This is a genomic window from Pararhizobium mangrovi (assembly GCF_006516965.1).
Classification (GTDB): domain Bacteria; phylum Pseudomonadota; class Alphaproteobacteria; order Rhizobiales; family Rhizobiaceae; genus Pararhizobium_B; species Pararhizobium_B mangrovi.
Genome location: NZ_VHLH01000001.1, coordinates 52,426 through 75,105, shown reverse-complemented (window position 1 = coordinate 75,105; position 22,680 = coordinate 52,426). Strand labels below are relative to the sequence as shown.

The following is a 22,680-nucleotide window of genomic DNA, read 5'->3' as shown; positions in this document are numbered from 1 at the left end:
GAAACCGCTTCCTTTACGCGATCCGGCCCATCCGGCGCGCGAGCGTATAGAGCGCGATGCCGGAAGCCGTCGCCACATTGAGGCTGTCCATGCCGGGCGCCTGCGAAATGCGCGCCGACGTCACGCGCGAAAGCATGCCTTCCGTCAGTCCCGGCCCTTCCGTCCCTAAAAGAAGCGCGGTTCGCCCTTCGATCGGCACGGTCTCCAGATCGTGTTCGCCGCGCGGCGAAAGGCCGATCACGGTAAATCCGTTCGCAGCCAGCCGTTCGACCATCGAAAGCCCCGTACCGCCGTGCTCGAACGGTACGCGCAGCACGCCGCCGACGGAAACGCGGATCGCCTTGCGATAGAGCGGGTCGCACGACTGCGCGTCGAAAAGCGCGCCGTCGGCGCCGAATACCGCGGCGTTTCGCAAGATTCCGCCCATATTGTCGTGATTGGCGATCGCCTGACCCGCGACGACCAGCGCGTTTCCTGCCATTGCGTGGAAATCGAGCGGAGCTGAAGCCGCCTCGCTTTCCCGTGCGAGCGCTAGCACACCGCGATGCATCGGAAACCCGGCGACGGCGTCGATGACGGCGCGAGGCGCGACATGGATCGGCACGTCGGCCGGCAGCCGCTCCAACCGTTCGGCGAAACCTTCGAGCCGATTTTCGAGGATCAGCACGCTCTCCGCGCAAAACCGCCCACCTTCATGGGCGTCGAGGAGCACCGGAAGCACCACCGCCCCTTCGACGATGAAGCTGCCGTGTCGGCGGCGCAAATCGCGCTCGCGGATATCGCGGAACCCGGCAATGCGCGGATCGGCCGGATCGTCGATCCGGATCACGCGGTTCGCAAGCGATGCGGGAGGCGTCACCGTCAGCCCTTCAGCGCGATGTCGCGCAGAAGGCTGCCGGATGTCACGTCGTAGATCAGCGCGTGCGCCGTGCCGTCGTTTCGTTTGCCGTAGAAGAGGATGCGCGAACCGTCGAGCGCCACCCGCTCCACGCTGAAGCCTTCCGGCAGGGAAAGGTCGCCATGTCGCACGTCGCCGCCCGGTACGCTGCCCATCTCGCCAGCCGCCGCGGATTGCGCGCGTTCCGGCTCGCTGGAGATCTTGTAGACAATCGCGCCGGCCACGGCCATAAGGCCAACGAACATGATGCCGATCGAAACGGCGAGCGTGCGAAGCATCTTGCGGCGCACGCTTTCCATCGCCGGGTCCAGCGGTTTTTCGTCCGTTTCCGGATCCGGTCGAGCCATGCCGTTTCCCATTTTTCGAGCAGGCCGAAAGCCGACCCGCAATGCGCGATCCGTTTAACGAAGCCGAGGACGAGAAGAAAGTGCTGACCGCCGGCGAAGATGCCGCGGGCCGCCTCGACGCGTGGCTCGCCGGCGCGCTTGCCGGCACGCTTTCGCGAAGTCGCGTGAAGGCGCTGATCGACGAGGGCCACGTGACGATCGACGGTCGTCCGGCAACCGGCGCCCGCGAGGCGATCCGTCCCGGCATGGCAATCACGCTGATCCTGCCGCCTGCCGTCGATCCCCTGCCGAAGGGCGAGGCGATCCCGCTCGAGATCCTGCACGAGGACGCCGACCTGATCGTCCTCGTCAAGCCGGCCGGCCTCGTCGTCCATCCCGGTGCCGGCAATCCGACCGGGACGCTCGTCAACGCTCTCATCGAGCATTGCGGCGACACGCTTTCCGGCATCGGCGGCGTCAAGCGGCCGGGCATCGTCCATCGGCTCGACAAGGATACGAGCGGCGTCATGGTCGTCGCCAAGACCGATCTGGCGCATCGCGGGCTTGCCGCCCAGTTCGCCGATCACGGCCGTTCGGGCCACCTCCAACGCGCCTATCACGCATTCGTCTGGGGTCGCCCGAAACGGCGAAACGGGTCGATCGACGCTCCGCTCGGGCGAAGTCGCGATCGCGTGCGGCGTGCGGTACGCCCTGCCGAGGCTGCGGACGCGCGCGAGGCGCGCACCCATTTTTCGACCCGCGCGATCTACGGCGAGAACTCCGACGGCACGGCCGCTGCGAGCCTTCTCGAATGCCGGCTTGAAACGGGCCGCACCCATCAGATCCGCGTGCATATGGCCCATGCCGGAACGCCGCTGATCGGCGATCGCGAATACGGCGCGGGCTTCCGCACCAAGGCAAATACGCTTCCCGATGAAACCAGAACGGCCGTCGAGGCGTTAGATCGACAGGCGCTGCACGCCCATCTTCTCGGTTTCGAGCATCCGGCAACCGGTCGCGAAATGGTTTTCGAGGCCGGCGAGCCGGATGATCTTCGCACCTTGAGGAAAGGGCTCGAAGCCCTCTGAAACAGTGTGTTTCGTTACCGATCGGTAACGGGCACGCTGCTTGAATCGCGCGTGCGCGAACCTTATCTTGAATGCATGAACGGGCCGGCCGACGCGGTGGCCCATGCCGGCCCGCCGTCCCGGGGGCCGATGACGCGAAAGGGTGCTGACCATGGCCCGAAATACCTTGCCTTCCATCTCCTCCGGCGAAGGCGGCCTGAACCGCTATCTCGAGGAAGTCCGTCGGTTCCCGATGCTGGAACCGCAGCAGGAATACATGCTCGCCAAGCGCTACCTCGAACACGAGGACCGCAATGCCGCGCACCAACTCGTCACCAGCCATCTGCGTCTCGTCGCCAAGATCGCGATGGGCTATCGCGGCTACGGCCTGCCGATCGGCGAGGTCATCTCCGAGGGCAATGTCGGCCTGATGCAGGCCGTCAAGAAGTTCGACCCGGAGCGCGGCTTCCGTCTTGCCACCTACGCCATGTGGTGGATCAAGGCGTCGATCCAGGAATACATCCTGCGCTCCTGGTCGCTCGTGAAGATGGGCACCACCGCCAATCAAAAGCGGCTGTTCTTCAATCTGCGCAAGCTCAAGGGCCGAATCCAGGCTCTGGAGGAAGGCGACCTCAAGCCCGAGCAGATCAAGGAGATCGCCACGACGCTCAACGTCTCGGAAGAAGAGGTGGTCTCGATGAACCGCCGGCTTTCCGGCGACGCTTCGCTGAATGCCCCCATCAAGGCGAGCGAAGGCGATTCCGGCCAGTGGCAGGATTGGCTCGTCGACGAGGGCGAAAGCCAGGAAGACATGCTTGCCAAGCAGGACGAGCTCGATAGCCGCCGCGCGATGCTCAAGCACGCCATGGCTGTCCTCAACGACCGCGAACGGCGCATCTTCGAGGCCCGCCGCCTGAGCGAGGATCCGATCACGCTTGAGGATCTCTCCGGCGAGTTCGATATCTCCCGCGAGCGCGTGCGCCAGATCGAGGTCCGCGCCTTCGAGAAGGTCCAGGACGCCGTCAAGAAGGAAGCGCTGGAACAGGCCAAGCCACGCCAGATCGCCGAAGCCGGCGCCTGAGGTCGCACGATCACTCTTCAGGGTAGTCGATCGACTGCCCTGAATATTTTGGGCAATATCGACGTCCGGGCGTGCGGCTGTCGAATGCGCCAAACGACGTCAGATTCCTCGATTCTCAAGTCGAATTGCGGACGTTTCCGCACCCGCACGTCCCCGACGGCATCACCTCTCGAAAGAACCGCTACCCTCTCCTCCCGTCATCCTGGGGCACGGCCCGAGGATCCAACCCCGGCAGCCATCCGAGCAGCATGCAGGGTCAAAGCGGTGGCGAGAACACCCGACAGGTCATTCATGCGGAGAAGGGGCGAACCTTCGAGTCAAGCCGGGGGATGAAGCCGGCGTACCTTCTCGAAGGTCGCATAGCTCCGTGGGGATTTCCGCTTGCCTTACATACAGTCCCCCGGAGCGTTCCATGACCTGATTGAATCGGGCCCCGCGCTCCATCTTTCTGTTTCGCACATCGTTCGCGATGCCAGACGAGATCAGTCCGGCAGGAAAAGGCGCACGAGGCAAGCCGACCATACCCGTGCGATCGGGTCGAGCATTACGCACGAGCGGCCGGCAAATCCCTGCCGCTAGCGGGAAGCCGGCGGTGCCGTGTTGCCGTCGGAACCGTCATTTCCCAACGACCCGCCCGAACTCGAGCCGCCACTGCCGCTTCCGCCACTCGCGGATGCCGATTCCTTCTCGTCCGCCTTCTTCCAGGCGGCGAGCGCCGTGTCGAACACCTTGGCGCCGGTCGACCCCTTGTCGAGTGTCAGCAGGGCGCGCCGGCCATTGGTGTAGACGATCGGAATGTCGATCCACTCGCGGCTTTTCAGCAGCTGCAGGTTCTTCTCGATCGCCTGCGGATAGTCGTTCAGCGCGACCATGAAGAAATCGTCGGTGATCTTCGCGGGGACCGCGACCAGCGGATCACCCTGCGATTCTTCCGTCTGCTTCATGGAAACGCGGCGCACGCTGGAAATGCCGCCGCCGGCGAAATCGCCGGGAAGCGCGAAGACGATCTCGACCAGATGGCTCGCCGGCAGGGAATCGTCGCTGTTGCGCTTGATCGTCAGCATCGCCGTGATGCCCTTGTCGGGCAGCGAGATCTGGCCGCGAATGACCGGTGTGTTCGTCTGTCCGGCATCGCTGTCACGCGCGAGGCTCCATACGACGTTGCCCGTCGTCGCGGCCGCGGCCTGGTCCTTGAAGCGTTCCTCGTAGAGATACATCTTCTGCGAGATCGCAGACTGGTCCTGTCCGCTGCCGGCATTCTCCTGCCCCTGGTCGGCCTGCCCTTCACCCGCTTGTCCATTCTGCGCACCCGCGGCCGGCGGTGCGGCTGCGGCTGTATCGTCGTCTTCGTTTCCGTCGTCCTCGAGGGACGCCATGCGCTGCGTCACCGAACGCGCCTCGCCGCTGTCGTCCGCCGTCGCCGGACCGGGATCGGTCTCCGAGCCGTCGGCCTTCAGGCGCTGCGTGAACTTGCTGCCGTTCGCAGGTCTTTCGGCTCCGTCCGAAGGGCCGTTTTCATCCCGGTCCCCGTCGCCTGCCTGTTGCCCGCCGCCAGCCGTTCCCAGCGCACCGGCATCGTCTTGATCGTCCGAGCCTGCATCCGCATCGTCGCCGGTGTCTTCGTCCGGTGTCGTCTCGTTGCCGTTATCGGCCTGTTCCTGCCGATCGCTCGCGCCCGCCGTCGATGCGCCCGCACCCGAATTCACCGCCGTATCGTCGGGGATATCGGTCACGGGCTCGGCGCCGTTGCCGGTCAGGCTCGCCACCATCGGCAGAACGCGTTCGCGGTTGGTGTAGAGGCCGTAGGCCGCGCCGGCGACGATCAGGAGGATGACGACAGCTGCAACCGCACTGCCCACGCCGCGACGCCGGCGACCGGTTCGCACGGCGTCCTCTTCATCGCGCGGGCCGAAGAAACGGCCGTGCGGATCCTCGGGAAACGGCTCTCCGGAGAACGGGCTGCGCGGCATGTGCCCATCCACCGGTTCGCCATCCGATGGCGCTTCATATGGCGGCACCGTCTGCCGCACGTCATGATGGATGTCGGCATCGGCCTCGTCGCGCCGCACGGGTGCAGGGTCCGGCGTCCGTTCCGCCGGTCGCGCGTGCCCTTTCGCCGATCGCCCCTCGTCCGGCGGGCGAACGGCATGCTCGGGTGCCGCCTCGGGCGCACCCGTGTCGGCCTCTTCGGCCGGTAGCGCTTCGGTATGCTCGAGCTCGACCTCGCGGATGGCGGCGTCCAGCTTGTCCATCTGCCTGGCGACCACCTCTTCGGAAGGTGGCGGCGACATGCCTTCGAGCTGACGGCGGATCGCCGAGCGGGCCTTGGTGTAGACGCGCTCACGCGTTTCCGGCGTGTTTTCCGCAAGCCCGTTCACCGCCTTCCGGATTACTGCAACAAAGTCCGCCATCGTGCGCTCGTCTCGCTCAAGCGATTGCTTCTCGGTCCCGACATGACCCGGAAAAATGCCTGCAAAACGGCCGAATCCCGGGTATCGAGACTAGTCTTCAAAGGGGTCGGTCACAAGGATCGTATCCTCGCGCTCCGGGCTCGTCGAAAGCAGCGCCACCGGTGCTCCGATCAATTCCTCGATGTAGCGCACGTATTTGACGGCCTGTGCCGGCAGGTCCGCCCAGCTTCGTGCACCCACCGTCGTTTCCTTCCATCCGTCGAGGGTCACGTAGATCGGCTCGACGCGGGCCTGTTCGCCCTGTCCCGCCGGCAGCCGGTCCAGCTTCTCTCCGTCGAGGTGGTAGCCGACGCAGATCTTCAACTCGTCCATCCCGTCGAGAACGTCGAGCTTGGTCAGTGCGATGCCGGTGATCCCGTTCGTCGCCACCGCTTGGCGCACGAGGACGGCGTCGAACCACCCGCAGCGCCGCTTGCGCCCGGTCACGGTGCCGAACTCGTGCCCGCGCTCGCCCAGGAACTGGCCGACCTCGTTGTCCTGCTCGCTCGGAAACGGCCCCTCGCCCACGCGCGTCGTATAGGCCTTGGTGATGCCGAGGACGTAGCCGAGCGATCCCGGCCCCATTCCCGAGCCCGCGGCGGCCTGCCCGGCGACCGTGTTCGACGACGTCACGAAGGGATAGGTGCCGTGGTCGATGTCGAGCATCGTCCCCTGTGCGCCTTCGAAGAGGATGCGCGCCCCGCCCCGGCGCTTCTCGTCGAGCAGGTGCCACACGCTCTCGCGGAAGGGGAGGATGCGCTCGGCGACCGCCGCGAGTTCCTCCATCATCGCCTCGGCGCCGACCTCGGGTTCGCCGAGGCCGCGGCGCAGCGCGTTGTGATGCGTCAGAAGCCGGTCGATCTTGGCCGGCAGCGTCTCCATGTTCTTCAGATCGCGAAGCCGGATCGCCCGGCGTCCCACCTTGTCCTCGTAGGCCGGACCGATGCCGCGCCGCGTCGTGCCGATGCGCGTGCCCGAACCCGATGCCGCATCCTCGCGAATGCCGTCCAGTTCCCGGTGAAGGGAAAGGATGAGCGTGGCGTTTTCTGCGATGCGCAGGTTTTCCGGCGTCACCGAAACGTCCTGATCCGCCAACCGGTCGATCTCCGCGACAAGCGCATGCGGGTCGATCACCACACCGTTGCCGATGACGGAAAGCTTGCCCTTGCGCACGACCCCGGAAGGCAGCAGCGAGAGCTTGTAGCTCACCCCGTCGATGACGAGCGTATGGCCGGCATTGTGTCCGCCCTGGAACCGCACGACCACGTCCGAGCGCTCCGACAGCCAGTCGACGATCTTCCCCTTGCCTTCGTCGCCCCATTGCGAGCCGACGACCACCACATTCGTCATTCGTATCCCCGGTCTCCGCGAATGCCCGTCTCTGGCGCATCCGTTGGTTCCAAACGCGCAGAGCTATAAGGGTTTCGCGTGGCGAAATCGAGCCTTCGCACACACGCTAGACCGCTTTGCGACCTGATTGAATCGGGACCAGCGCTCTATCCCTTTGTTTTGCGCATTGTTCACGACGCCAGACTGGATCAGTCTGGCTGGAAAATGCTCTGGCCACCGCTTTCGCACCGGCGGGCGCATTCGACACGCCCAAGCGGGCTCCTCGGACGAAAAAGGCGCGCCCGGAGACGGACGCGCCCTTGAACGACATGTCTTTCAAGCGGCCTATTCGACGTTGAAGGTCAACGCCTTGGCGGACTGCACCTCGGCATTCTGCGTCACGAGGTCGAGCACGTCCTGTCCGACCGGCCCATCCACGTAGAGCAGCGCGATAGCGTCGCCGCCCGGCTTGTCGCGGCCGAGCGAGAAGTTCGCGATATTGACGCCCGCCTTGCCGAATGTCGTACCGAGCAGGCCGATCATGCCGGGCACGTCGTGATTGGTCGTGTAGACCATGTGCTGGCCGACTTCGGCATCCATGTTGATGCCTTTGATGCGGATGAAGCGCGGCTTGCCGTCGGAAAAGACCGTGCCGGCGACCGAGCGCGTCATCTCTTCCGTCTTCACCGTCATTTCGATGAAGCCGTCGAAGACGCTCGACTTGTCGCGGCGGTTTTCCGAGAGCACGACGCCCTTTTCCTTCACCATTACCGGCGCGGAGACCATGTTGACGTCGGCGACCTGCGAGCGGATGAGGCCGGCAAGCGCGGCACTCGTCAGCGCGCGGGTGTTCATGTCGGCGGTCGTGCCGTCATAGGTGATCTGGACTTCCTTGATCGGGCTGTCCGTCACCTGCCCCACGAAGTCGCCGAGCACTTCGGCGAGTTTGACGAAGGGCGTCAGGCGCGGCGCCTCTTCGGCCGAGATCGACGGCATGTTGATCGCGTTCGTGACCGCGCCGTTCAAGAGGTAGTCCGACATCTGCTCGGCGACCTGAAGCGCGACGTTTTCCTGCGCTTCCGTCGTCGAGGCGCCGAGATGCGGCGTGCAGACGACGTTGTCGAGGCCGAAGAGCGGGCTTTCCGTCGCCGGCTCGGTCTCGAAGACGTCGAAGCCGGCGCCGCCAACGTGACCGGACTTGATGGCGTCGGCGAGATCGGCCTCCACGACGAGACCGCCGCGCGCGCAGTTGATGATGCGAACGCCCTTCTTCGTCTTCTTCAGCGCCTCGGCGTCGATGATGCCGCGCGTCTTGTCGGTCATCGGCACGTGCAGCGTGATGAAGTCGGCGCGTCCGAGAAGCTCGTCGAGCTCGACCTTCTCGACGCCCAGTTCCTGCGCACGCTCTTCGGAAAGGAACGGATCGAAAGCGATGACGCGCATCTTCAGCCCGATGCCGCGCGCGGCGACGACCGAGCCGATGTTGCCGCAGCCGATCACGCCGAGCGTCTTGCCGGTGATCTCGGTGCCCATGAACTTCGACTTCTCCCACTTGCCGGCCTGCGTGGACGCGTCGGCGGCGGGAAGCTGGCGGGCGACGGCGAAGATCATCGCAATGGCGTGCTCGGCGGTCGTGATCGAATTGCCGAAGGGCGTGTTCATCACGATGATGCCACGGCGCGAGGCGGCCGGAATGTCGACATTGTCGACGCCGATGCCGGCGCGCCCGACGACCTTCAGCTTGTCGGCAGCCTCGATCAGCTTCTCGGTGACCTTCGTCGCCGAGCGGATCGCAAGACCGTCATACTGACCGATGACCTCCTGCAGCTTTTCCTTGTCCTTGCCGAGCGACGGCTCGAAATCGACCTCGATTCCCTTGTCGCGGAAGATCTGAACGGCGGTTTCGGACAGCTTGTCCGAGACGAGAACCCTGGGTGCCATGATCGGCCTCCTCTTCGAAAGATATGATTTGATCCGGTTCGTAGGATCGAGCCGGCCGCCTTCGCGAAACCGCCTCGATCGATTCGATCTAGCCGCCGAGCGACATCGGCTTTTGTCCGCTGCCGGATAGTCCGAAGTGATGCCGGACGAATTCCAGCCAGACACCGTACGGTCGCCCGAGGATCAGCATCAGCGCGGCGAAACCAGCGACTCCGGTAACGATCCCCATTCCACGAGCCCCGCCGGCAAAGATGATGCCGGCATAGATCGGGACCTGGAAGGCCAGGAGCGCAGCGGCATCGGTAACGAGTTCACCGATGCGTCCGGCGGGGTCGACCTTCGCAAGAAGCCAGTCCCGCCAGAGGCCGTAGGGTCTGGCGGTGACAACCATCAGCGGCGCGCCGATCATTCGGGAGGACAGAACCTCGTTCCAGGACATGCCCGCGATGAAACGTTCGTTCAATCCGCTCGTGATCGTGAAGAAGACGACAAGGGCAAGCGTGTCGGCGATGAAGCTTCGTGTTCGATGAGACAGCTTCGTCGCCGTCGCGCCCGCCATCTTCGTCGTTACGCCGCCTTTTGCGAAAGCTCGGCCTTCTGGGTCTCGAAGGCCCAGTTCAGCCAGCCGGTCACCGCTTCGACATCGGCCTTCTCGACCGTCGCGCCCGTCCAGATGCGAAGGCCGGACGGCGCGTCGCGATAGGCGTTGATGTCGTAGGCGATGCCCTGCTTCTCGAGCATCGAGACCATGCCCTTGGCGAAGGCCTCCTGCTCCTTTTCGTCGAGCGCGGCGATGGCCGGATCGACGATCTTGAAGCACATGGAGGTGTTCGAGCGCGTCGCCGGATCCTCGGCAAGGTTCTCGATCCAGTCGTTCTTTGCGACGAAGTCGTCGAGAACGGCGGCGTTGCCGTCGGCGCGTGCGACGAGCGCATCGAGACCGCCGAGGCTCTTCGCCCACTTCAGCGCGTCCAGATAGTCCTCGACGCACAGCATCGACGGCGTGTTGATCGTCGCGCCCTCGAAGATACCCTCGATGAGCTTGCCGCCCTTCGTCATGCGGAAGATCTTCGGCAGCGGCCAGGCCGGCGTGTAGCTTTCCAGCCGCTCGACGGCACGCGGCGACAGGATGAGCACGCCGTGACCGCCCTCGCCGCCGAGCACCTTCTGCCAGGAGAAGGTCACGACATCGAGCTTGGAAAAGTCGAGCTTCTGCGCGAACGCACCGGAGGTGGCGTCGCAGATCGTCAGCCCCTTGCGGTCGGCTGGAATGAAATCGGCGTTCGGCACGCGCACGCCCGATGTCGTGCCGTTCCAGGTGAAGACGACGTCGCGGTCGAAATCGACCTCGGTCAGATCCGGCAGCTTGCCGTAGTCCGCCTCGAACTTGCGGGCGTCTTCGAGCTTGAGCTGCTTGAGCGCGTCGGTCACCCAGCCGGAGCCGAAGCTTTCCCAGGCGGCAACATCGACGCCGCGCTCGCCGAGCAGCGACCACATGGCCATCTCGACGGCGCCGGTGTCGGAAGCCGGCACGATGCCGATGCGATAGTCGGCCGGAACCTCGAGCACCTCGCGGGTGAGGTCGATGGCTTCCTTAAGCTTGGCCTTGCCGATCTTGGCACGATGGGAACGGCCCGTCGCGGCATCGGAAAGCGCTTCCGGCGTCCATCCGGGACGCTTCGCGCAGGGGCCTGAAGAAAAGCGGGGATTGGCCGGACGCAGGTCCGGCGTAGCGATAGTCGCCATGATGGCTACCCTTCCAGATAGTGAGTCCCTCGTTGGGGAGGGATGTCCCACGCAAAGAGGTAGCGAGAGAGGGCCGCCGGTTCAAGTGGAAAAACGTCGCAGATCGGCAAAGCCGCCATCCGTTTGCAGTTCATGTCGAACAACCGCGCCAGCACGGCATGTCACGCGGTGCCCCATTCTGGCCCTCTTCCATTCACGAGCCGTTCAGCGAGCAAGGCCGAATGTCGAACCAGCGACACACGCCGCTATTCATGCAACGAAAACAGGAAAATGCCATGAAACGCCTCGCCCTCGCCCTTTCCGCCGTCGCCATGCTGATGCCGGCAGCCGCGTTCGCGCAGAGCCACCACACCACGACCGTGATCCACAAGAAGGTGATCGTTCGCCAGCATGCGCCGCATCATAATCACTGGCGCACGGGCGTCGTGCTGCCGCATCGCGATCGCGGCCGCGTGGTCGAATACCGCACGCACCGGCTTCGCGCGCCGGGTGCCGGGCGGGTCTGGGTACGGGCGGACGATCAATACCTGCTGATCAACCGGCACACGGGACGCATCATCGCAACGGCGACGCCGCGCTGAACCGATCCGGAAACGCAGATACGCAAAGGGCGGCTTTTCAGCCGCCCTTTTTTTCACCGTGCGATGCGTTCCACGCCTACCAGATGTCGTAGAGTAGTCCGCCCCGGATCTCGCTCTTCGTGTAGCCGTCGTCGTCGTACTTCTCGTCGCCGATCTGATAGCGTTCGCCGCCGTCGACATTGAGATAGCGGTATCCGACCGTAAGCTTCAGATTGTCCGTGACGGCATAGGCGAGGCCAGCCGAAAGCTGATAGGCGAAACGCCAGTCGTCGTCCCGGGTCTCGATGTCGTCCGGCTCGTCGACACCTTTCCAGTGGACGTTCACGGTACCCACACCGCCGCCGACATAGGGCGTCACGCCCATATAGGTGCCGAGGTCGACATAGCCGTTCAGCAGAAAGCCCCAGGAATTGAAGTCCTGGTCGATCGCGTCGCTCGAAGAGCCCTGGTTGTATTCCACGGTCAGGTCCGAACGCAGATAGTCGTTGAAATGGTAGCCGAAGCCGGCCGTGCCGCCCCAGTCCGAATCGACGTTGTTCGTGTCGAGCGAATAGCCGACATCGCCGCGCAGATACCACCCGGTCCCCACTTCGACCGGGCGTGTTTCGGGCAGTTCGGGCGCTTCGAGCAGCACGCTGTCGAGATCGGCAGCAGCCGCGGGCGCGGCAAGTGCCGCACATCCGGCGGCCGCGAGGAGGAGTGCTTTGATACGGTTCGGCATGGACGACATGGACTTGGGCCCCCAAGGCAACGTGCGGCCGAGACCCTCCGGCCGCTCACTGCGCCGAACTCTAGGCGAAGAGCGGTTAAGCCGCGGTTAAGCATGCCGCTTAACCGACCCTTCACCATGTTTCGCGTTCGCGGGGAGCAGAACGAAAAAGGCCGCCCGGCGAACCGGGCGGCCTTTTTCATGCGTATCGTTCGGGTACGGGCCTACTTGTAGACCGGTTCGGACGGCTGCTCGTAGGTCGCGTAGACCGGCGCAGGCTGCGCGCAGCCACCGAAGGTGTAGCGCAGACCGGCACGCACGTCGTGCAGGTCGATGCCCTTGTCGTAAGAGCGGCCATACGGGTTGGCATACGCGTCCGACGCCACGATGTTCTCCGACATCCCGCCACCGGAAACATGACGATAGCGATAGCTCGTGTCGAACTTCAGGTTGCACGTCAGGTCCACCGACGCACCGGCCATGAGCGCATAGGTGAAGCGCCAGTCGGACTTGCCGTCGTAATCGAAGGAAAGGTCGTATGCGCCGCCGCAGGCGCTGCCGCCGCAATGGGTGGAACTGGTGAACTTGCCGAAATCGATGTGCGTGCCGCCGATACCGGCGCCGACATAAGGCGTGATGCCGTAATAGGTCCCGAGATCGACATAGGCGTTGGCGAGCAGGCTCAGCATGTGCGCCGAAGAGGTGTCGTTGGAATAGCAGCTGCTGTCGCCGCACTCCGAATGACCCTTGAAATCCGCGCCGGAGCCGTAGTCCCCGGTGAAGTCCACCCGAAAGTGCTTGGTTACCTGATAGCCGATGCCGGCGCCGCCGAACCAGCTATCGTCCAGCTTCGTGTGGTCGAATTCCTTGTAGTTGCCGTCCGGAAAGTAATAACCGCCGCGGCTGTGTCCGAACGCGTAGCCGACATCGCCTCGCAGATACCAGCCGCTGGCGGCGACGGGTTGGACGATCGGCTCGGGCTGCGGCGCAGGCTCGGGCTGGTAGAGGTCGGCTGCACCCGCACTGCCCGCAGCGGACAGGAGGGCCAGGCCGAAAGCAATGGCGAGTGTTTTCAAGGATCAATCCCCCGGTATCGAATCCGCACGCCCTTGTGCGGCATGAATGGTACGAGGGGAAAAATGACCCTAAAGATTTAAAAGGTGCTTAACCACGAAAACGAACGCCGCTTTTCTCAACCGACGGCAGCAGACGGGTTGTATTCACGCCTGTGAATGCACGCGAAAGAACGAATAAGTGGCCTCCAAACGCAGGAAGCCGGCGCTTCACGGCACGCACGGGAATTGATGCCCAGAGCGGACTGTACGAACTCCGCGGTTCCATGCGGGTAACGTAAGAGAACCGCATCGCCGCCCCGGATGATCGCCGTCCTGGCTTTCGGTCTCAGGCGGCTTCCCGAACACCGCCGATGACGGCGACGAGGCCCTCGACGATGCGATTGAGCTGCGCCTCGTCGTCGCCTTCCGCCATGACGCGGATCAGCGGTTCGGTCCCGGAAGGACGGATGACGAGACGACCGTTCGCTGCCAGATCGCTTTCCGCATCGGCGATCGCCGCCTTCACGCCGGCGTTCTCGAGCGGCTTGCCGGTGGTCCGAACGTTGCGCAGGATCTGCGGCACGGGCTCGAAACGGCGACAGACCTCGCTGACCGGCCGGTCCATCCGCTTGACCCGGGAAAGCACCTGCAGCGCCGCCACCAGACCGTCGCCGGTCGTCGCGAAGTCGGAAAGCACGATGTGGCCCGACTGCTCGCCGCCGACGTTGAAGTCGTTCTGGCGCATGTGATCGACGACGTAGCGGTCGCCGACGCGGGTGCGCGCGAGCGACAGCCCCTTCCCGGCCAGAAAACGCTCCAGCCCGAGATTCGACATCACGGTCGCGACGATCCCCTCCCCGCGCAGCAACTGGTCGGCCGCCCAGGATTCCGCGATGACGGCCATCAGCTGGTCGCCGTCGACGACGGTTCCGGTCTCGTCGACGATCACCACGCGGTCGGCATCCCCGTCGAGCGCGATGCCGATGTCGGCGCGCACCTCGTGCACCTTCCGGGCGAGCGCTTCGGGGTGCATGGAACCGCAATTGAGGTTGATGTTCATGCCGTTCGGCTCGTTGCCGATCGAAAACACTTCCGCACCGAGTTCCCAGAGCGCCTTCGGCGCGACGCGGTAGGCCGCGCCGTTCGCCGTATCCACGACCACCCGGAGCCCGGCGAGCGAAAGGTCCTTCTGCATGGTGCGCTTGGCGAACTCGATGTAGCGGTCCTGCACGCCGTCGATGCGCGTCGCGCGGCCAATCTTGTCCGAAGCGACGAGCTGGGCGGGAATGTCCTGGTCGATCAGCCGCTCGATCTCGCTTTCGAGATCGTCGGAAAGCTTGAAGCCGTCCGGGCCGAACAGCTTGATGCCGTTGTCCTCGAACGGATTGTGCGAAGCGGAGATCATCACGCCGATATCCGCGCGCAGCGAGCGCGTCAGCATGGCGACGGCCGGTGTCGGCATCGGGCCGAGGATGAAGGCGTCGACGCCAGCGGCCGTGAAGCCCGCGACCATCGCGTTTTCCAGCATGTAGCCGGAAAGGCGCGTGTCCTTGCCGATGACCACGCGGTGGCGATGGTCCCCGCGCCGGAAGATGGTGCCGACGGCAATCCCCACCCGCATTGCGAGATCCGGTGTCATCGGGAAGCGGTTGGATTGTCCCCGAATGCCGTCCGTTCCGAAATAGCGCCGTGTCATGTTCGCGTGTCCCCGATCCTCTCCGGTACCGAAACTAGATCAAAGCCGGCGTGGAATACAGGCCGGGCTCCGTCAGAAACGGTTACAGCATGTCGCAAAAATGGAAAGGGCCGCTTAAGGAAGCGGCCCTTTCAGCATATAAAACGCCGGACGAAAACGTCAGGTAAACGCCTATTGCGGCTGTGGCTCCATGCCGGTATCCGGCTCGTCGCCCTTGCGGCCCGGTTCGCCGTCCTTGCGGTTGCCCGTCTTCGGCACGGCCGAACCACGGCTCGGCGGCGTGTCGTCGCCGATGTCGCGCGCGGGCTTCTCGCCGCGCACGAGCGCGCGGATCTCGTCGCCGGTCAGCGTCTCGTATTCGAGCAGGCCTTCCGCCAGAGCGACGAATTCCTTGTTCTGCTCCGTCAGGATGCGCCGTGCGGTCGCGTAGGCTTCGTCGACCAGACGCCGGATCTCGCTGTCGATCTTCTGCGCCGTGGATTCGGAAACGTTCTTCTGCTGGGCGACCTGATGGCCGAGGAAGACTTCTTGCTGGTTCTCGCCGTAGGAGACCTGGCCGAGCTCGTCGGAAAAGCCCCATTGCGTGACCATGGCGCGGGCGAGCTTCGTCGCCTGCTCGATGTCGGAAGACGCACCGGAGGTGATGTTCTCCTTGCCGAAGGTCAGTTCCTCGGCGACGCGGCCGCCCATCATGATGGCGAGCCTGGAGATCATCCACTTGTAGCTCATCGAGTAGCGGTCACCCTCGGGCAGCTGCATCACCATGCCGAGCGCACGGCCGCGCGGAATGATCGTCGCCTTGTGGACGGGATCGGCGATCGGCACGTTCAGCGCAACGATGGCGTGGCCACCCTCGTGATACGCAGTGAGCTTCTTTTCCTCCTGCGTCATCGCGTTGGAGCGGCGCTCCGCTCCCATCATCACCTTGTCCTTGGCGTCCTCGAACTCGAGCATGGTCACGAGGCGCTTGTTGCGGCGCGCGGCGAGCAGCGCCGCCTCGTTGGCAAGGTTCATCAGGTCGGCGCCGGAAAAGCCCGGCGTACCGCGAGCGAGCACCTTGAGATCGACGTTCGGCGCCAGCGGCACGTTGCGCACGTGCACCTTGAGGATACGCTCGCGACCGGTGATGTCCGGGTTCGGCACGACGACCTGACGGTCGAAACGGCCCGGCCGCATCAGCGCGGGGTCGAGCACGTCCGGACGGTTCGTCGCGGCGATGAGGATGACGCCCTCGTTCGCCTCGAAGCCGTCCATCTCGACCAGCAACTGGTTCAGCGTCTGCTCGCGCTCGTCGTTGCCGCCGCCGAGGCCGGCGCCACGATGCCGGCCGACGGCGTCGATCTCGTCGATGAAGATGATGCAGGGCGCGTTCTTCTTCGCCTGCTCGAACATATCGCGCACGCGGGATGCACCGACACCGACGAACATCTCGACGAAGTCGGAGCCCGAAATCGTGAAGAACGGAACGTTCGCCTCACCGGCGATCGAGCGGGCGAGAAGCGTCTTGCCAGTACCGGGAGGCCCGACGAGCAACACGCCGCGCGGAATCCGTCCGCCGAGGCGCTGGAACTTCTGCGGATCGCGCAGGAACTCGACGATCTCCTCGAGATCCTCCTTCGCCTCCTCGACGCCGGCGACGTCGTCGAAGGTCACGCGCCCGTGCGCCTCCGTCAGAAGCTTAGCCTTGGACTTGCCAAAGCCCATGGCACCGCGCGAACCGCCCTGCATCTGGCGCATGAAGAAGATCCACACGCCGAGGATGAGCAGGATCGGCAGCCACGAGATCAGATAGCCGAACAGCGTGTTCGACCCGTCCGAAGGCGGCTTGGCCTTGATCTCGACGTTCTTGTCCTCGAGCTTGTCGACGAGGTTCTGGTCGCCCGGCGAATAGGTTTGGAACTGTCCGCCACCGCCGGAATAGTTGCCGGAAATCTGGTTCCCGGTAATCGTCACCTGGTCGACACGCCCCTGCTGGACGTCCTTCAGGAACTGCGAGTAGGCGATATCGCGTCCGTTCGACTGCTGACTCGGCTGCTGGAACATGTTGAACAGCGCGATCAGCAATAGGGCGATGATGGCCCACAGGGCGAAATTGCGGAAATTAGGGTTCATGGAACTCCCCGAAGCCTGCCGTCGACCGTCAAGGGGCCAGACGCATTTGTCGGTCAACATAGGTTTTGAGCGCGCCGTTGCCAAGGCGAGCGGGCGGAAGCGCCGAGAATTTCACAGGATGCCTAATTGCGAGGGCGGCGCCGGATAGGGCCGAATGCCGAACAAGAAAGCACATGCATCTGCTATCCTGAGGTCGAAGAGCGGCAGAAAAACGTCATGCGGCGCGAGATGACGCTCGACGGTAACCATGCCGCGCTCTCCTGCGCACCGTACCGCAAGCGACCGGCCATCAAGATAAGGCTCCGCCGCAAAGGCTGCCTTCGCGATGATCGGCGGAAGGTCGCCCGCCGGCGTTTCGCCCGGAGCGCCGAAATCGATGAGGGCCGTATCGGACGAAGCATTGCGCACCCGATAGCGCCCGTCGATCACCGTCTCGGCACCCGCCGCAAGCCGAACCGCATCAAGCCCGCGGCGCTCCCGGTGAAGGTAGACGCGTCCAGCACGGCGATGAAGAAGAACCCGTGCGACGGTCGCCCGCGCGTTCCCGCCGCCTGCTTGAAGAAGCGCGCTCGCACGTGCCGTGGGCACGGCCCCGGCTGCATATGCCTTCCCGCCAACGAGCGGCGCGAGAACGCCGATCAGCTCCTCCATATCCCGGTGGTCCTCGCCGGACCAGGCGAACGAAAGCGCGACGCCGGAATGCAGGCGTACCCGTTCCCCGATGATCGCCGCGAGCCGTGCTGCCCGTTCCACCCGCGCGCTTCGATGATTTTCGATCGATGCGGCCGAAATGCCCTGCGTTTCGCTGCGCGTGCGTACCCGCTCGAACCGCCGGTCCTCGTTGCTCGGATCGTCGATCCAGCCGACCGACGCCTCTTCCAGCCAATGCCGGAGGTCGGCACGGCGAAGCGTCAGAAAGGGCCGCAGGATCCAGTGGCGGCGGCGAAAGAGCGTCGCCGTCGCCATGCCGGCAAGGCCCGGCGCGCTGCCGCCGGCCGTCGTCGAACGCCGTGAGCGCATCGCCACGGTCTCGACCTGGTCGTCGAAGGTGTGCGCCGTAACGATGGCGATCGCACCTTCGCGCTCGGCACAGCCTGCCAGAAGATCGTATCGTGCGAGACGTGCTTTCGCCTGAAGGCCGCTCTGCGGCTTTTCGCCTTCCCAGCGCAGGATGCGGTGGCAAAGTCCCCGCGTCGCACAGAACCCGGCCACCATCTCCGCCTCGGCGGCGGAGCCGGCACGCAGGCCGTGATCGACCGTCGCGGCAATGAGCCGGCGGGGGGCGCCGAGCGTTCGGTTCGCTTCGTCGAGTGACGCGAGCAGCGCCATGGAATCGCCGCCGCCCGAAACGGCGACGACGAGCGGCCCCGCCCGGTCGAGCGAGGCGAGAAACGCGCTCGCCGCGTGCTCGAGCGAACCGGCCATCAGCAGCCGGCGCGCTTTTCCTCGCTCTTCACCTTCTTCGTCACCGAACCGGGAGCGTTCGGATAACGCTTGCCGACTTCGCGAAACGTGGCGCAGGCCGTATCGGTGTTCTTGAGTGCGGCAAGGGACATGCCGAGCTTCAAAAGCGCTTCAGGCGCCTTCTTGGAGTCCGGGTACTTCTTGTGCGCATCGAGGAAGGAGCGCGCCGCGTCCTCGAACTGCCCCTGTGCGAACGCGCTTTCGCCCAGCCAGTAGGTGGCGTCGCCGGCCTGCGGGCCGTCGGGATAGATATCCAGATAGTCGCGGAAGCCCTTTTCGGCCGCCTCGTACTGGCCGTCCAGAACCTGGTTGTAGGCCTGATCGTAGATCGCCTTCGGCGAAGCCGAATCGTCCGGGCCGCTGGCGTTGGCACCCGGATCGGAGACCGATCCGCCGACAGGGTTGCCGTTCTCGTCGACGGTCATCGTGCCGAGCGAAGACGGGGCGGCACCGTCCGACGCATCGTTCGCCGAAGCTTGGTCACCGCCCTGCTTGCGCTTCTGGCCGCCGGTCGCACTTTTGCCGGCGTCGCCACTTTGTTGCGGCTGACCGCCGGAAGCCGATCCGCCTTCGAGCTGCTGGAAGCGGAACTCGTAGTCCTTCTGCATCTGGCGCATCTGCTCCTGCATCTGCAGAAGCTGGTAGTTCAGGTCCTCGACCTTGCCGGTCAGCTTGCGTACCTGCTCGGAGAGCTGGCCCGTCTCGACCGAATCGTCGCTGGACTGCGCCATCAGCACCGGTTGCCCGTTCTCCCCGCGTGCGTCGGCATTTTGGCCATGGCCGGTCAACGACGACAGCGAGAACGCGTGCGCACCGCTCGCGGTCGCAAGCAGCAGGCCGGCGGCGAGAAGCTTGGAGACTGCCTTCATGGTTCCTTCGACTTTCCTGCCGTCCACGCGCACGCCGGATCCCGTCCCGCGCATGGCATTCCGTTCATGGCGGCTACCATCCGAGCGAGTTCGGCTAAAATATGATCTTCGCGACGAAAAGGCGACCGGTACGGCCGCCTTTTCACAGGCGATTTGCGTGGGACAGGTAAGCCCGGCCCTTGGGCGTCGTCAGCTTCCGGCGCCGGTCAGCACCGTGACGGCGCGCCGGTTCTGCGACCAGCAGGACGACTGATCGCAGGTCGCGACCGGGCGTTCCTTGCCGTAGGAGATGATCTTGATGCGGCTCGCCGGCACGCCCTGCGAAACGAGGTACTGCTTGGCAGCACTCGCACGGCGCGCGCCGAGCGCAAGGTTGTATTCGCGGGTGCCGCGCTCGTCCGTGTGGCCCTCGATCGTCACCGGATAGTTCGGATACTGGTTGAGCCACTGCGCCTGGCGCGCCAGCGTCGCCTGCGCGTCCGCCCGGATGGAGGAGGAATCGGTGTCGAAGAAGACCCGGTCGCCGACGTTCAGCGTGAAGTCCTTTCGCGAGCCCGGCTGTGCGGATGCGCTGCCGTAGCCGCCATTGGCGCCGTACGCACCGTTCTGGCCATTGAGGCCGAGGTCGGCCGCGTTGTTCGGCAGTCCACGCTTGGAAGCGCAGCCCGCAATGGCGAGCGTGGCGACGAGAGCCAGAACGACGGGGCTGCGGACGAGGGTTCCATAACGGAACATGGCCGGTCTCCTTGAGGGCATTAAGGTTATCGCTACCCTAACCGATCGCGGTTAACGGGCAGCCAACGAACAGGGTGAACGTTTGCCTAACTGAGAAGCGGCGACCAGGCCGGATCCGAGCCGTAGTCCGGCGTCGGCACGCGGCGCTCGTTGTAGCCGGAAAGGTCCACCGAATAGAGGTGCGGTCCCGGCGCGCCGGCCGGCTCCTTGAAGAACATGATGACCCGACCGTTCGGTGCCCACGTCGGCCCCTCGTTCAGGAAGCCGCTCGTCAGCGTGCGCTCGCCCGAACCGTCCGGGCGCATGACGCCGATCGCGAACGCGTTGCCGGATTTCTTCGTGAAGGCGATGACGTCGCCGCGCGGCGACCAGACCGGCGTCGAATACGAGCCGTTGCCGAAGGAGATCCGGTTCTGGTTCGAGCCGTCGGACCCCATCACGTAGAGCTGCTGCGCGCCGCCGCGATCGGATTCGAAGACGACCTGGCGCCCGTCCGGCGAGTAGCACGGCGAGGTGTCGATCGCCGACGTGCTCGTCAGCCGGTAGGTCTGCCGCGAGCCGAGGTCCATTGTGTAGATGTTGGCGTTGCCTTCCTGCTCCATGCTCATGATGACGCGCTGGCCGTCCGGCGAGAAGCGCGGTGCGAAGGTCATGCCCGGGAAGTTGCCGACGAGCTGGCGGTTGCCGTTCGAAAGCTGCAGCAGGTAGACCCGCGGCTGCCCGCCCTCGAAGGACATGTAGGTGATTTCCTGGCTGTTCGGCGAAAAACGCGGCGTCAGCACGAGGCTCGACCCGTTGGTCAGCATGCGCACGTTCGCGCCGTCCTGGTCCATGATGGCGAGCCGCTTCACGCGCTGCGTCTTCGAACCGCTCTCGGAGACGAAGACGATGCGCGTGTCGAAATAGCCCTTCTCGCCGGTCAGCTGCTCGTAGATCGCATCGGCGATCAGGTGCGCGACGCGCCGCCAGTTGTCGGGCTGCGTGAAGAACTGCTGGCCGGTCATCTGCCGGCCGCCATAGACGTCCCACAGCCGGAACTCCGCGCGCAGGCGTCCGTCCGATTCCCGGCCGACCGCACCTGTGACGAGCGCCTGTGCCTTCAGGACGCGCCAGTTGTCGAAGTTGGGCGTGCTGTTGGGGTCGGAGATCTGCTCGATGAAGGCGCTCGGATCGACCGGCGCGAACAGGCCGGAGCGCTGCAGGTCGTCCGAGACCACCTTCGAGACGCGCGGACCGAGGTCTCCGTCGGAAATGAAGTCGGTGATGGCGATCGGCAGCGGTTTCACGCTGCCCTGATTGACATCGACCTCGACACGGGCGAACGCCGGACGTGCCAGGCTCGCAAGCCCGGGAAGCGCAAGCATGCCCCCGGCGAACTGTCGTCTCGTCAGTTTCATCGCAGAAAGCCTTTCTAGTACATCCGGCTCGGGTCGAAGTTCACCACGACCTCGGACCATGAATCGTATTTTTCACGCGGCAGCCCCTGGAACGGCGAGGCCATCTGCACGGCGCGGCGCGCGCCGGAGGCGAGCGTCTGGCGCGTCTGCAGGGGCCCGCCCGTCGCATCGACCTGCGGCTGGCCGACGATCGCGCCGGAAGGATCGAGGCGCATCGAAACGCGGATGCGCACCTCGTCGGCCCCGTCGAGGCCGGGAATGATGTTCCAGTTGCGCTGGATCTGGCTGCGCAGCGCGTCCATTTCGGAAAGCGTCAGCCGGTCGTCGAGCGAAGGCTTCGTCGTGCCGAGCGAGGCTTCCTGGTCGGAGCGCTTGGCGCCGCCGCCCTGCTGCTTGTCGCGATTGAGCATCGCGGCGATCTGGTCGGCGTCGAAGTCCGACTTCTTCGAAGCGGCGGCCTTGTTCGGCTTCGGCTCGTCCTTCGGGGTGTCCTCGGGCTTCGGCGCGTCGTCGGGCTTCGCCTCGGCGACCTTCATCTCTTCCGGCTTCGGCTCCTCGGTCTTCTTCTCCGGTTTCGGCTCGGGCTTCTTCTCGGCCTCTTCCGGTTTCGGAGCCGGCGGTTTCGGGCGGCTCGCGGGCGTCGGTCCGGCGTCGGGAAGGCTCGCGAAATCCGGCGCGGCTTCCTTCGCCGGCTGGTCGTCCTCGGGCGCCGGCTGGGGTTCGTCCGGAGCCGGCGCCGCCTTGGCGGCCTCGTCCGGTGCGGGTGCCGGTGCCGGTTCGGGCGTCTCCTGAGGCTTCGGCAGCGAGGCGACCTCGGTTTCCTTCGGCTTCGGCGGTGCCTTCGGGGCAGGCTTCGGCTCGGCTGCCTTCTCGTCGCTGATCTCGGGCTTCTTTTCGTCGGCCTTCGGCGGTGCCGCCGCTTTCACCTCGCGCTTGCTCGGCTTCTCGCCGGAAGGCCCGTCGAGATCGACGGTGTTGTCGCCGACATTCTTGGCGTCCTTGACCGGGTCCGGGCGCTGCGTGGGCTTTGGCGCCGGTGTATCGCTCTTCGGCGCCTTCTTGTCGCCCTGCTCGGTGCGCGTGATCGATTCCACCGGCACGATGTCGACCGGCACGGCCTCCATGTCCGCGACGTCGAGCGTGCGCGGCGCACTCAGGCTGACGAGCGCCCAGGAGATGACGGCCGCATGCAAAACCGCAGATGTGACAAGCGCCGTCTTCATG

Annotated in this window: 19 protein-coding genes; 3 read left to right on the top strand and 16 right to left on the bottom strand. The window is 65.0% G+C overall.

The genetic code is table 11. From position 1 onward, the window contains the following. Positions 1-13 precede the first annotated feature (13 nt). Both FJU11_RS00370 and FJU11_RS18215 read right to left on the bottom strand, forming a co-directional pair. On the bottom strand, positions 14-859 hold the full coding sequence (locus FJU11_RS00370; protein WP_235890698.1) for a TrmH family RNA methyltransferase: 846 nt from the start codon (positions 857-859) through the stop codon (positions 14-16). Positions 860-861: 2 nt separating this feature from the next. Then, entirely contained in the window at positions 862-1,245 is a 384-nt protein-coding gene (locus FJU11_RS18215) for a hypothetical protein (protein ID WP_181408004.1), read from the bottom strand. A gap of 41 nt (positions 1,246-1,286) precedes the next feature. Between FJU11_RS18215 and FJU11_RS00365 the strand changes: the two genes are divergently transcribed. Together FJU11_RS00365 and rpoH are read left to right on the top strand one after the other, a co-directional pair. Then, on the top strand, positions 1,287-2,312 hold the full coding sequence (locus FJU11_RS00365) for an RluA family pseudouridine synthase (protein ID WP_141165020.1): 1,026 nt from the start codon (positions 1,287-1,289) through the stop codon (positions 2,310-2,312). A gap of 151 nt (positions 2,313-2,463) precedes the next feature. Beyond that, the gene (gene rpoH, locus FJU11_RS00360) at positions 2,464-3,372 is read left to right on the top strand and encodes an RNA polymerase sigma factor RpoH (protein ID WP_141165019.1); all 909 of its coding nucleotides are present in this window, start codon (positions 2,464-2,466) and stop codon (positions 3,370-3,372) included. Between the two features lie 575 nt (positions 3,373-3,947). Here rpoH and FJU11_RS00355 read toward each other — a convergent pair. From FJU11_RS00355 to FJU11_RS00335, 5 genes are all read right to left on the bottom strand, one after another. Beyond that, a complete protein-coding gene (locus FJU11_RS00355) occupies positions 3,948-5,783 on the bottom strand; it encodes a hypothetical protein (protein WP_141165018.1) in 1,836 nt (611 codons plus the stop codon). A 90-nt stretch (positions 5,784-5,873) separates the two neighbouring features. After that, the gene (locus FJU11_RS00350) at positions 5,874-7,172 is read right to left on the bottom strand and encodes an adenylosuccinate synthase (RefSeq protein ID WP_141165017.1); all 1,299 of its coding nucleotides are present in this window, start codon (positions 7,170-7,172) and stop codon (positions 5,874-5,876) included. 324 nt (positions 7,173-7,496) lie between these two features. Continuing rightward, positions 7,497-9,092 carry a phosphoglycerate dehydrogenase gene (gene serA, locus FJU11_RS00345; protein WP_141165016.1) on the bottom strand — a complete coding sequence of 532 codons (1,596 nt, stop codon included), beginning with the start codon at positions 9,090-9,092 and terminating at the stop codon, positions 7,497-7,499. Positions 9,093-9,180: 88 nt separating this feature from the next. Continuing rightward, on the bottom strand, positions 9,181-9,651 hold the full coding sequence (gene alaE, locus FJU11_RS00340) for an L-alanine exporter AlaE (protein WP_141165015.1): 471 nt from the start codon (positions 9,649-9,651) through the stop codon (positions 9,181-9,183). A gap of 8 nt (positions 9,652-9,659) precedes the next feature. Next, positions 9,660-10,838: a phosphoserine transaminase gene (locus FJU11_RS00335; RefSeq protein WP_141165014.1), complete on the bottom strand. Its 1,179-nt coding sequence runs from the start codon at positions 10,836-10,838 to the stop codon at positions 9,660-9,662. Between the two features lie 275 nt (positions 10,839-11,113). Here FJU11_RS00335 and FJU11_RS00330 point away from each other — a divergent pair, with 275 nt between their 5' ends. Then, the gene (locus tag FJU11_RS00330) at positions 11,114-11,419 is read left to right on the top strand and encodes an RcnB family protein (protein WP_181407982.1); all 306 of its coding nucleotides are present in this window, start codon (positions 11,114-11,116) and stop codon (positions 11,417-11,419) included. Between the two features lie 76 nt (positions 11,420-11,495). Here the strand turns inward: FJU11_RS00330 and FJU11_RS00325 are convergent, their stop codons facing one another. From FJU11_RS00325 to FJU11_RS00285, 9 genes are all read right to left on the bottom strand, one after another. Then, a complete protein-coding gene (locus FJU11_RS00325) occupies positions 11,496-12,140 on the bottom strand; it encodes an outer membrane protein (RefSeq protein ID WP_181407981.1) in 645 nt (214 codons plus the stop codon). Between the two features lie 212 nt (positions 12,141-12,352). Then, positions 12,353-13,204, bottom strand: a complete 852-nt coding sequence (locus FJU11_RS00320; RefSeq protein WP_141165011.1) for an outer membrane protein — start codon at positions 13,202-13,204, stop codon at positions 12,353-12,355. A 325-nt stretch (positions 13,205-13,529) separates the two neighbouring features. Beyond that, on the bottom strand, positions 13,530-14,879 hold the full coding sequence (gene glmM / locus FJU11_RS00315; protein ID WP_141165010.1) for a phosphoglucosamine mutase: 1,350 nt from the start codon (positions 14,877-14,879) through the stop codon (positions 13,530-13,532). A 171-nt stretch (positions 14,880-15,050) separates the two neighbouring features. After that, the gene (gene ftsH, locus FJU11_RS00310; RefSeq protein WP_141165009.1) at positions 15,051-16,991 is read right to left on the bottom strand and encodes an ATP-dependent zinc metalloprotease FtsH; all 1,941 of its coding nucleotides are present in this window, start codon (positions 16,989-16,991) and stop codon (positions 15,051-15,053) included. A 111-nt stretch (positions 16,992-17,102) separates the two neighbouring features. Beyond that, positions 17,103-18,416: a tRNA lysidine(34) synthetase TilS gene (tilS, locus tag FJU11_RS00305; protein ID WP_141165008.1), complete on the bottom strand. Its 1,314-nt coding sequence runs from the start codon at positions 18,414-18,416 to the stop codon at positions 17,103-17,105. Next, a complete protein-coding gene (gene ybgF, locus FJU11_RS00300; protein ID WP_181407980.1) occupies positions 18,416-19,324 on the bottom strand; it encodes a tol-pal system protein YbgF in 909 nt (302 codons plus the stop codon). The genes tilS and ybgF overlap by 1 nt, the downstream gene beginning before the upstream one ends. A 189-nt stretch (positions 19,325-19,513) precedes the next feature. Next, positions 19,514-20,059, bottom strand: coding sequence for a peptidoglycan-associated lipoprotein Pal (gene pal, locus FJU11_RS00295; protein ID WP_141165006.1), 546 nt, complete (start codon positions 20,057-20,059; stop codon positions 19,514-19,516). Between the two features lie 86 nt (positions 20,060-20,145). Further along, positions 20,146-21,456 carry a Tol-Pal system beta propeller repeat protein TolB gene (tolB, locus tag FJU11_RS00290; RefSeq protein WP_141165005.1) on the bottom strand — a complete coding sequence of 437 codons (1,311 nt, stop codon included), beginning with the start codon at positions 21,454-21,456 and terminating at the stop codon, positions 20,146-20,148. Between the two features lie 14 nt (positions 21,457-21,470). Beyond that, the gene (locus FJU11_RS00285; protein ID WP_141165004.1) at positions 21,471-22,679 is read right to left on the bottom strand and encodes a hypothetical protein; all 1,209 of its coding nucleotides are present in this window, start codon (positions 22,677-22,679) and stop codon (positions 21,471-21,473) included. Between the last annotated feature and the right edge of the window lies 1 nt (position 22,680).

Coding starts and splice junctions, on each gene's coding strand:
- FJU11_RS18215 (WP_181408004.1), bottom strand. CDS start 1,245: ATGGCTCGACCGGATCCGGAAACGGACGAAAAACCGCTGGACCCGGCG.
- FJU11_RS00365 (WP_141165020.1), top strand. CDS start 1,287: ATGCGCGATCCGTTTAACGAAGCCGAGGACGAGAAGAAAGTGCTGACC.
- rpoH (WP_141165019.1), top strand. CDS start 2,464: ATGGCCCGAAATACCTTGCCTTCCATCTCCTCCGGCGAAGGCGGCCTG.
- FJU11_RS00355 (WP_141165018.1), bottom strand. CDS start 5,783: ATGGCGGACTTTGTTGCAGTAATCCGGAAGGCGGTGAACGGGCTTGCG.
- FJU11_RS00350 (WP_141165017.1), bottom strand. CDS start 7,172: ATGACGAATGTGGTGGTCGTCGGCTCGCAATGGGGCGACGAAGGCAAG.
- serA (WP_141165016.1), bottom strand. CDS start 9,092: ATGGCACCCAGGGTTCTCGTCTCGGACAAGCTGTCCGAAACCGCCGTT.
- alaE (WP_141165015.1), bottom strand. CDS start 9,651: ATGGCGGGCGCGACGGCGACGAAGCTGTCTCATCGAACACGAAGCTTC.
- FJU11_RS00335 (WP_141165014.1), bottom strand. CDS start 10,838: ATGGCGACTATCGCTACGCCGGACCTGCGTCCGGCCAATCCCCGCTTT.
- FJU11_RS00330 (WP_181407982.1), top strand. CDS start 11,114: ATGAAACGCCTCGCCCTCGCCCTTTCCGCCGTCGCCATGCTGATGCCG.
- FJU11_RS00325 (WP_181407981.1), bottom strand. CDS start 12,140: ATGCCGAACCGTATCAAAGCACTCCTCCTCGCGGCCGCCGGATGTGCG.
- glmM (WP_141165010.1), bottom strand. CDS start 14,879: ATGACACGGCGCTATTTCGGAACGGACGGCATTCGGGGACAATCCAAC.
- ftsH (WP_141165009.1), bottom strand. CDS start 16,991: ATGAACCCTAATTTCCGCAATTTCGCCCTGTGGGCCATCATCGCCCTA.
- tilS (WP_141165008.1), bottom strand. CDS start 18,416: ATGGCCGGTTCGCTCGAGCACGCGGCGAGCGCGTTTCTCGCCTCGCTC.
- ybgF (WP_181407980.1), bottom strand. CDS start 19,324: ATGAAGGCAGTCTCCAAGCTTCTCGCCGCCGGCCTGCTGCTTGCGACC.
- pal (WP_141165006.1), bottom strand. CDS start 20,059: ATGTTCCGTTATGGAACCCTCGTCCGCAGCCCCGTCGTTCTGGCTCTC.
- tolB (WP_141165005.1), bottom strand. CDS start 21,456: ATGAAACTGACGAGACGACAGTTCGCCGGGGGCATGCTTGCGCTTCCC.
- FJU11_RS00285 (WP_141165004.1), bottom strand. CDS start 22,679: ATGAAGACGGCGCTTGTCACATCTGCGGTTTTGCATGCGGCCGTCATC.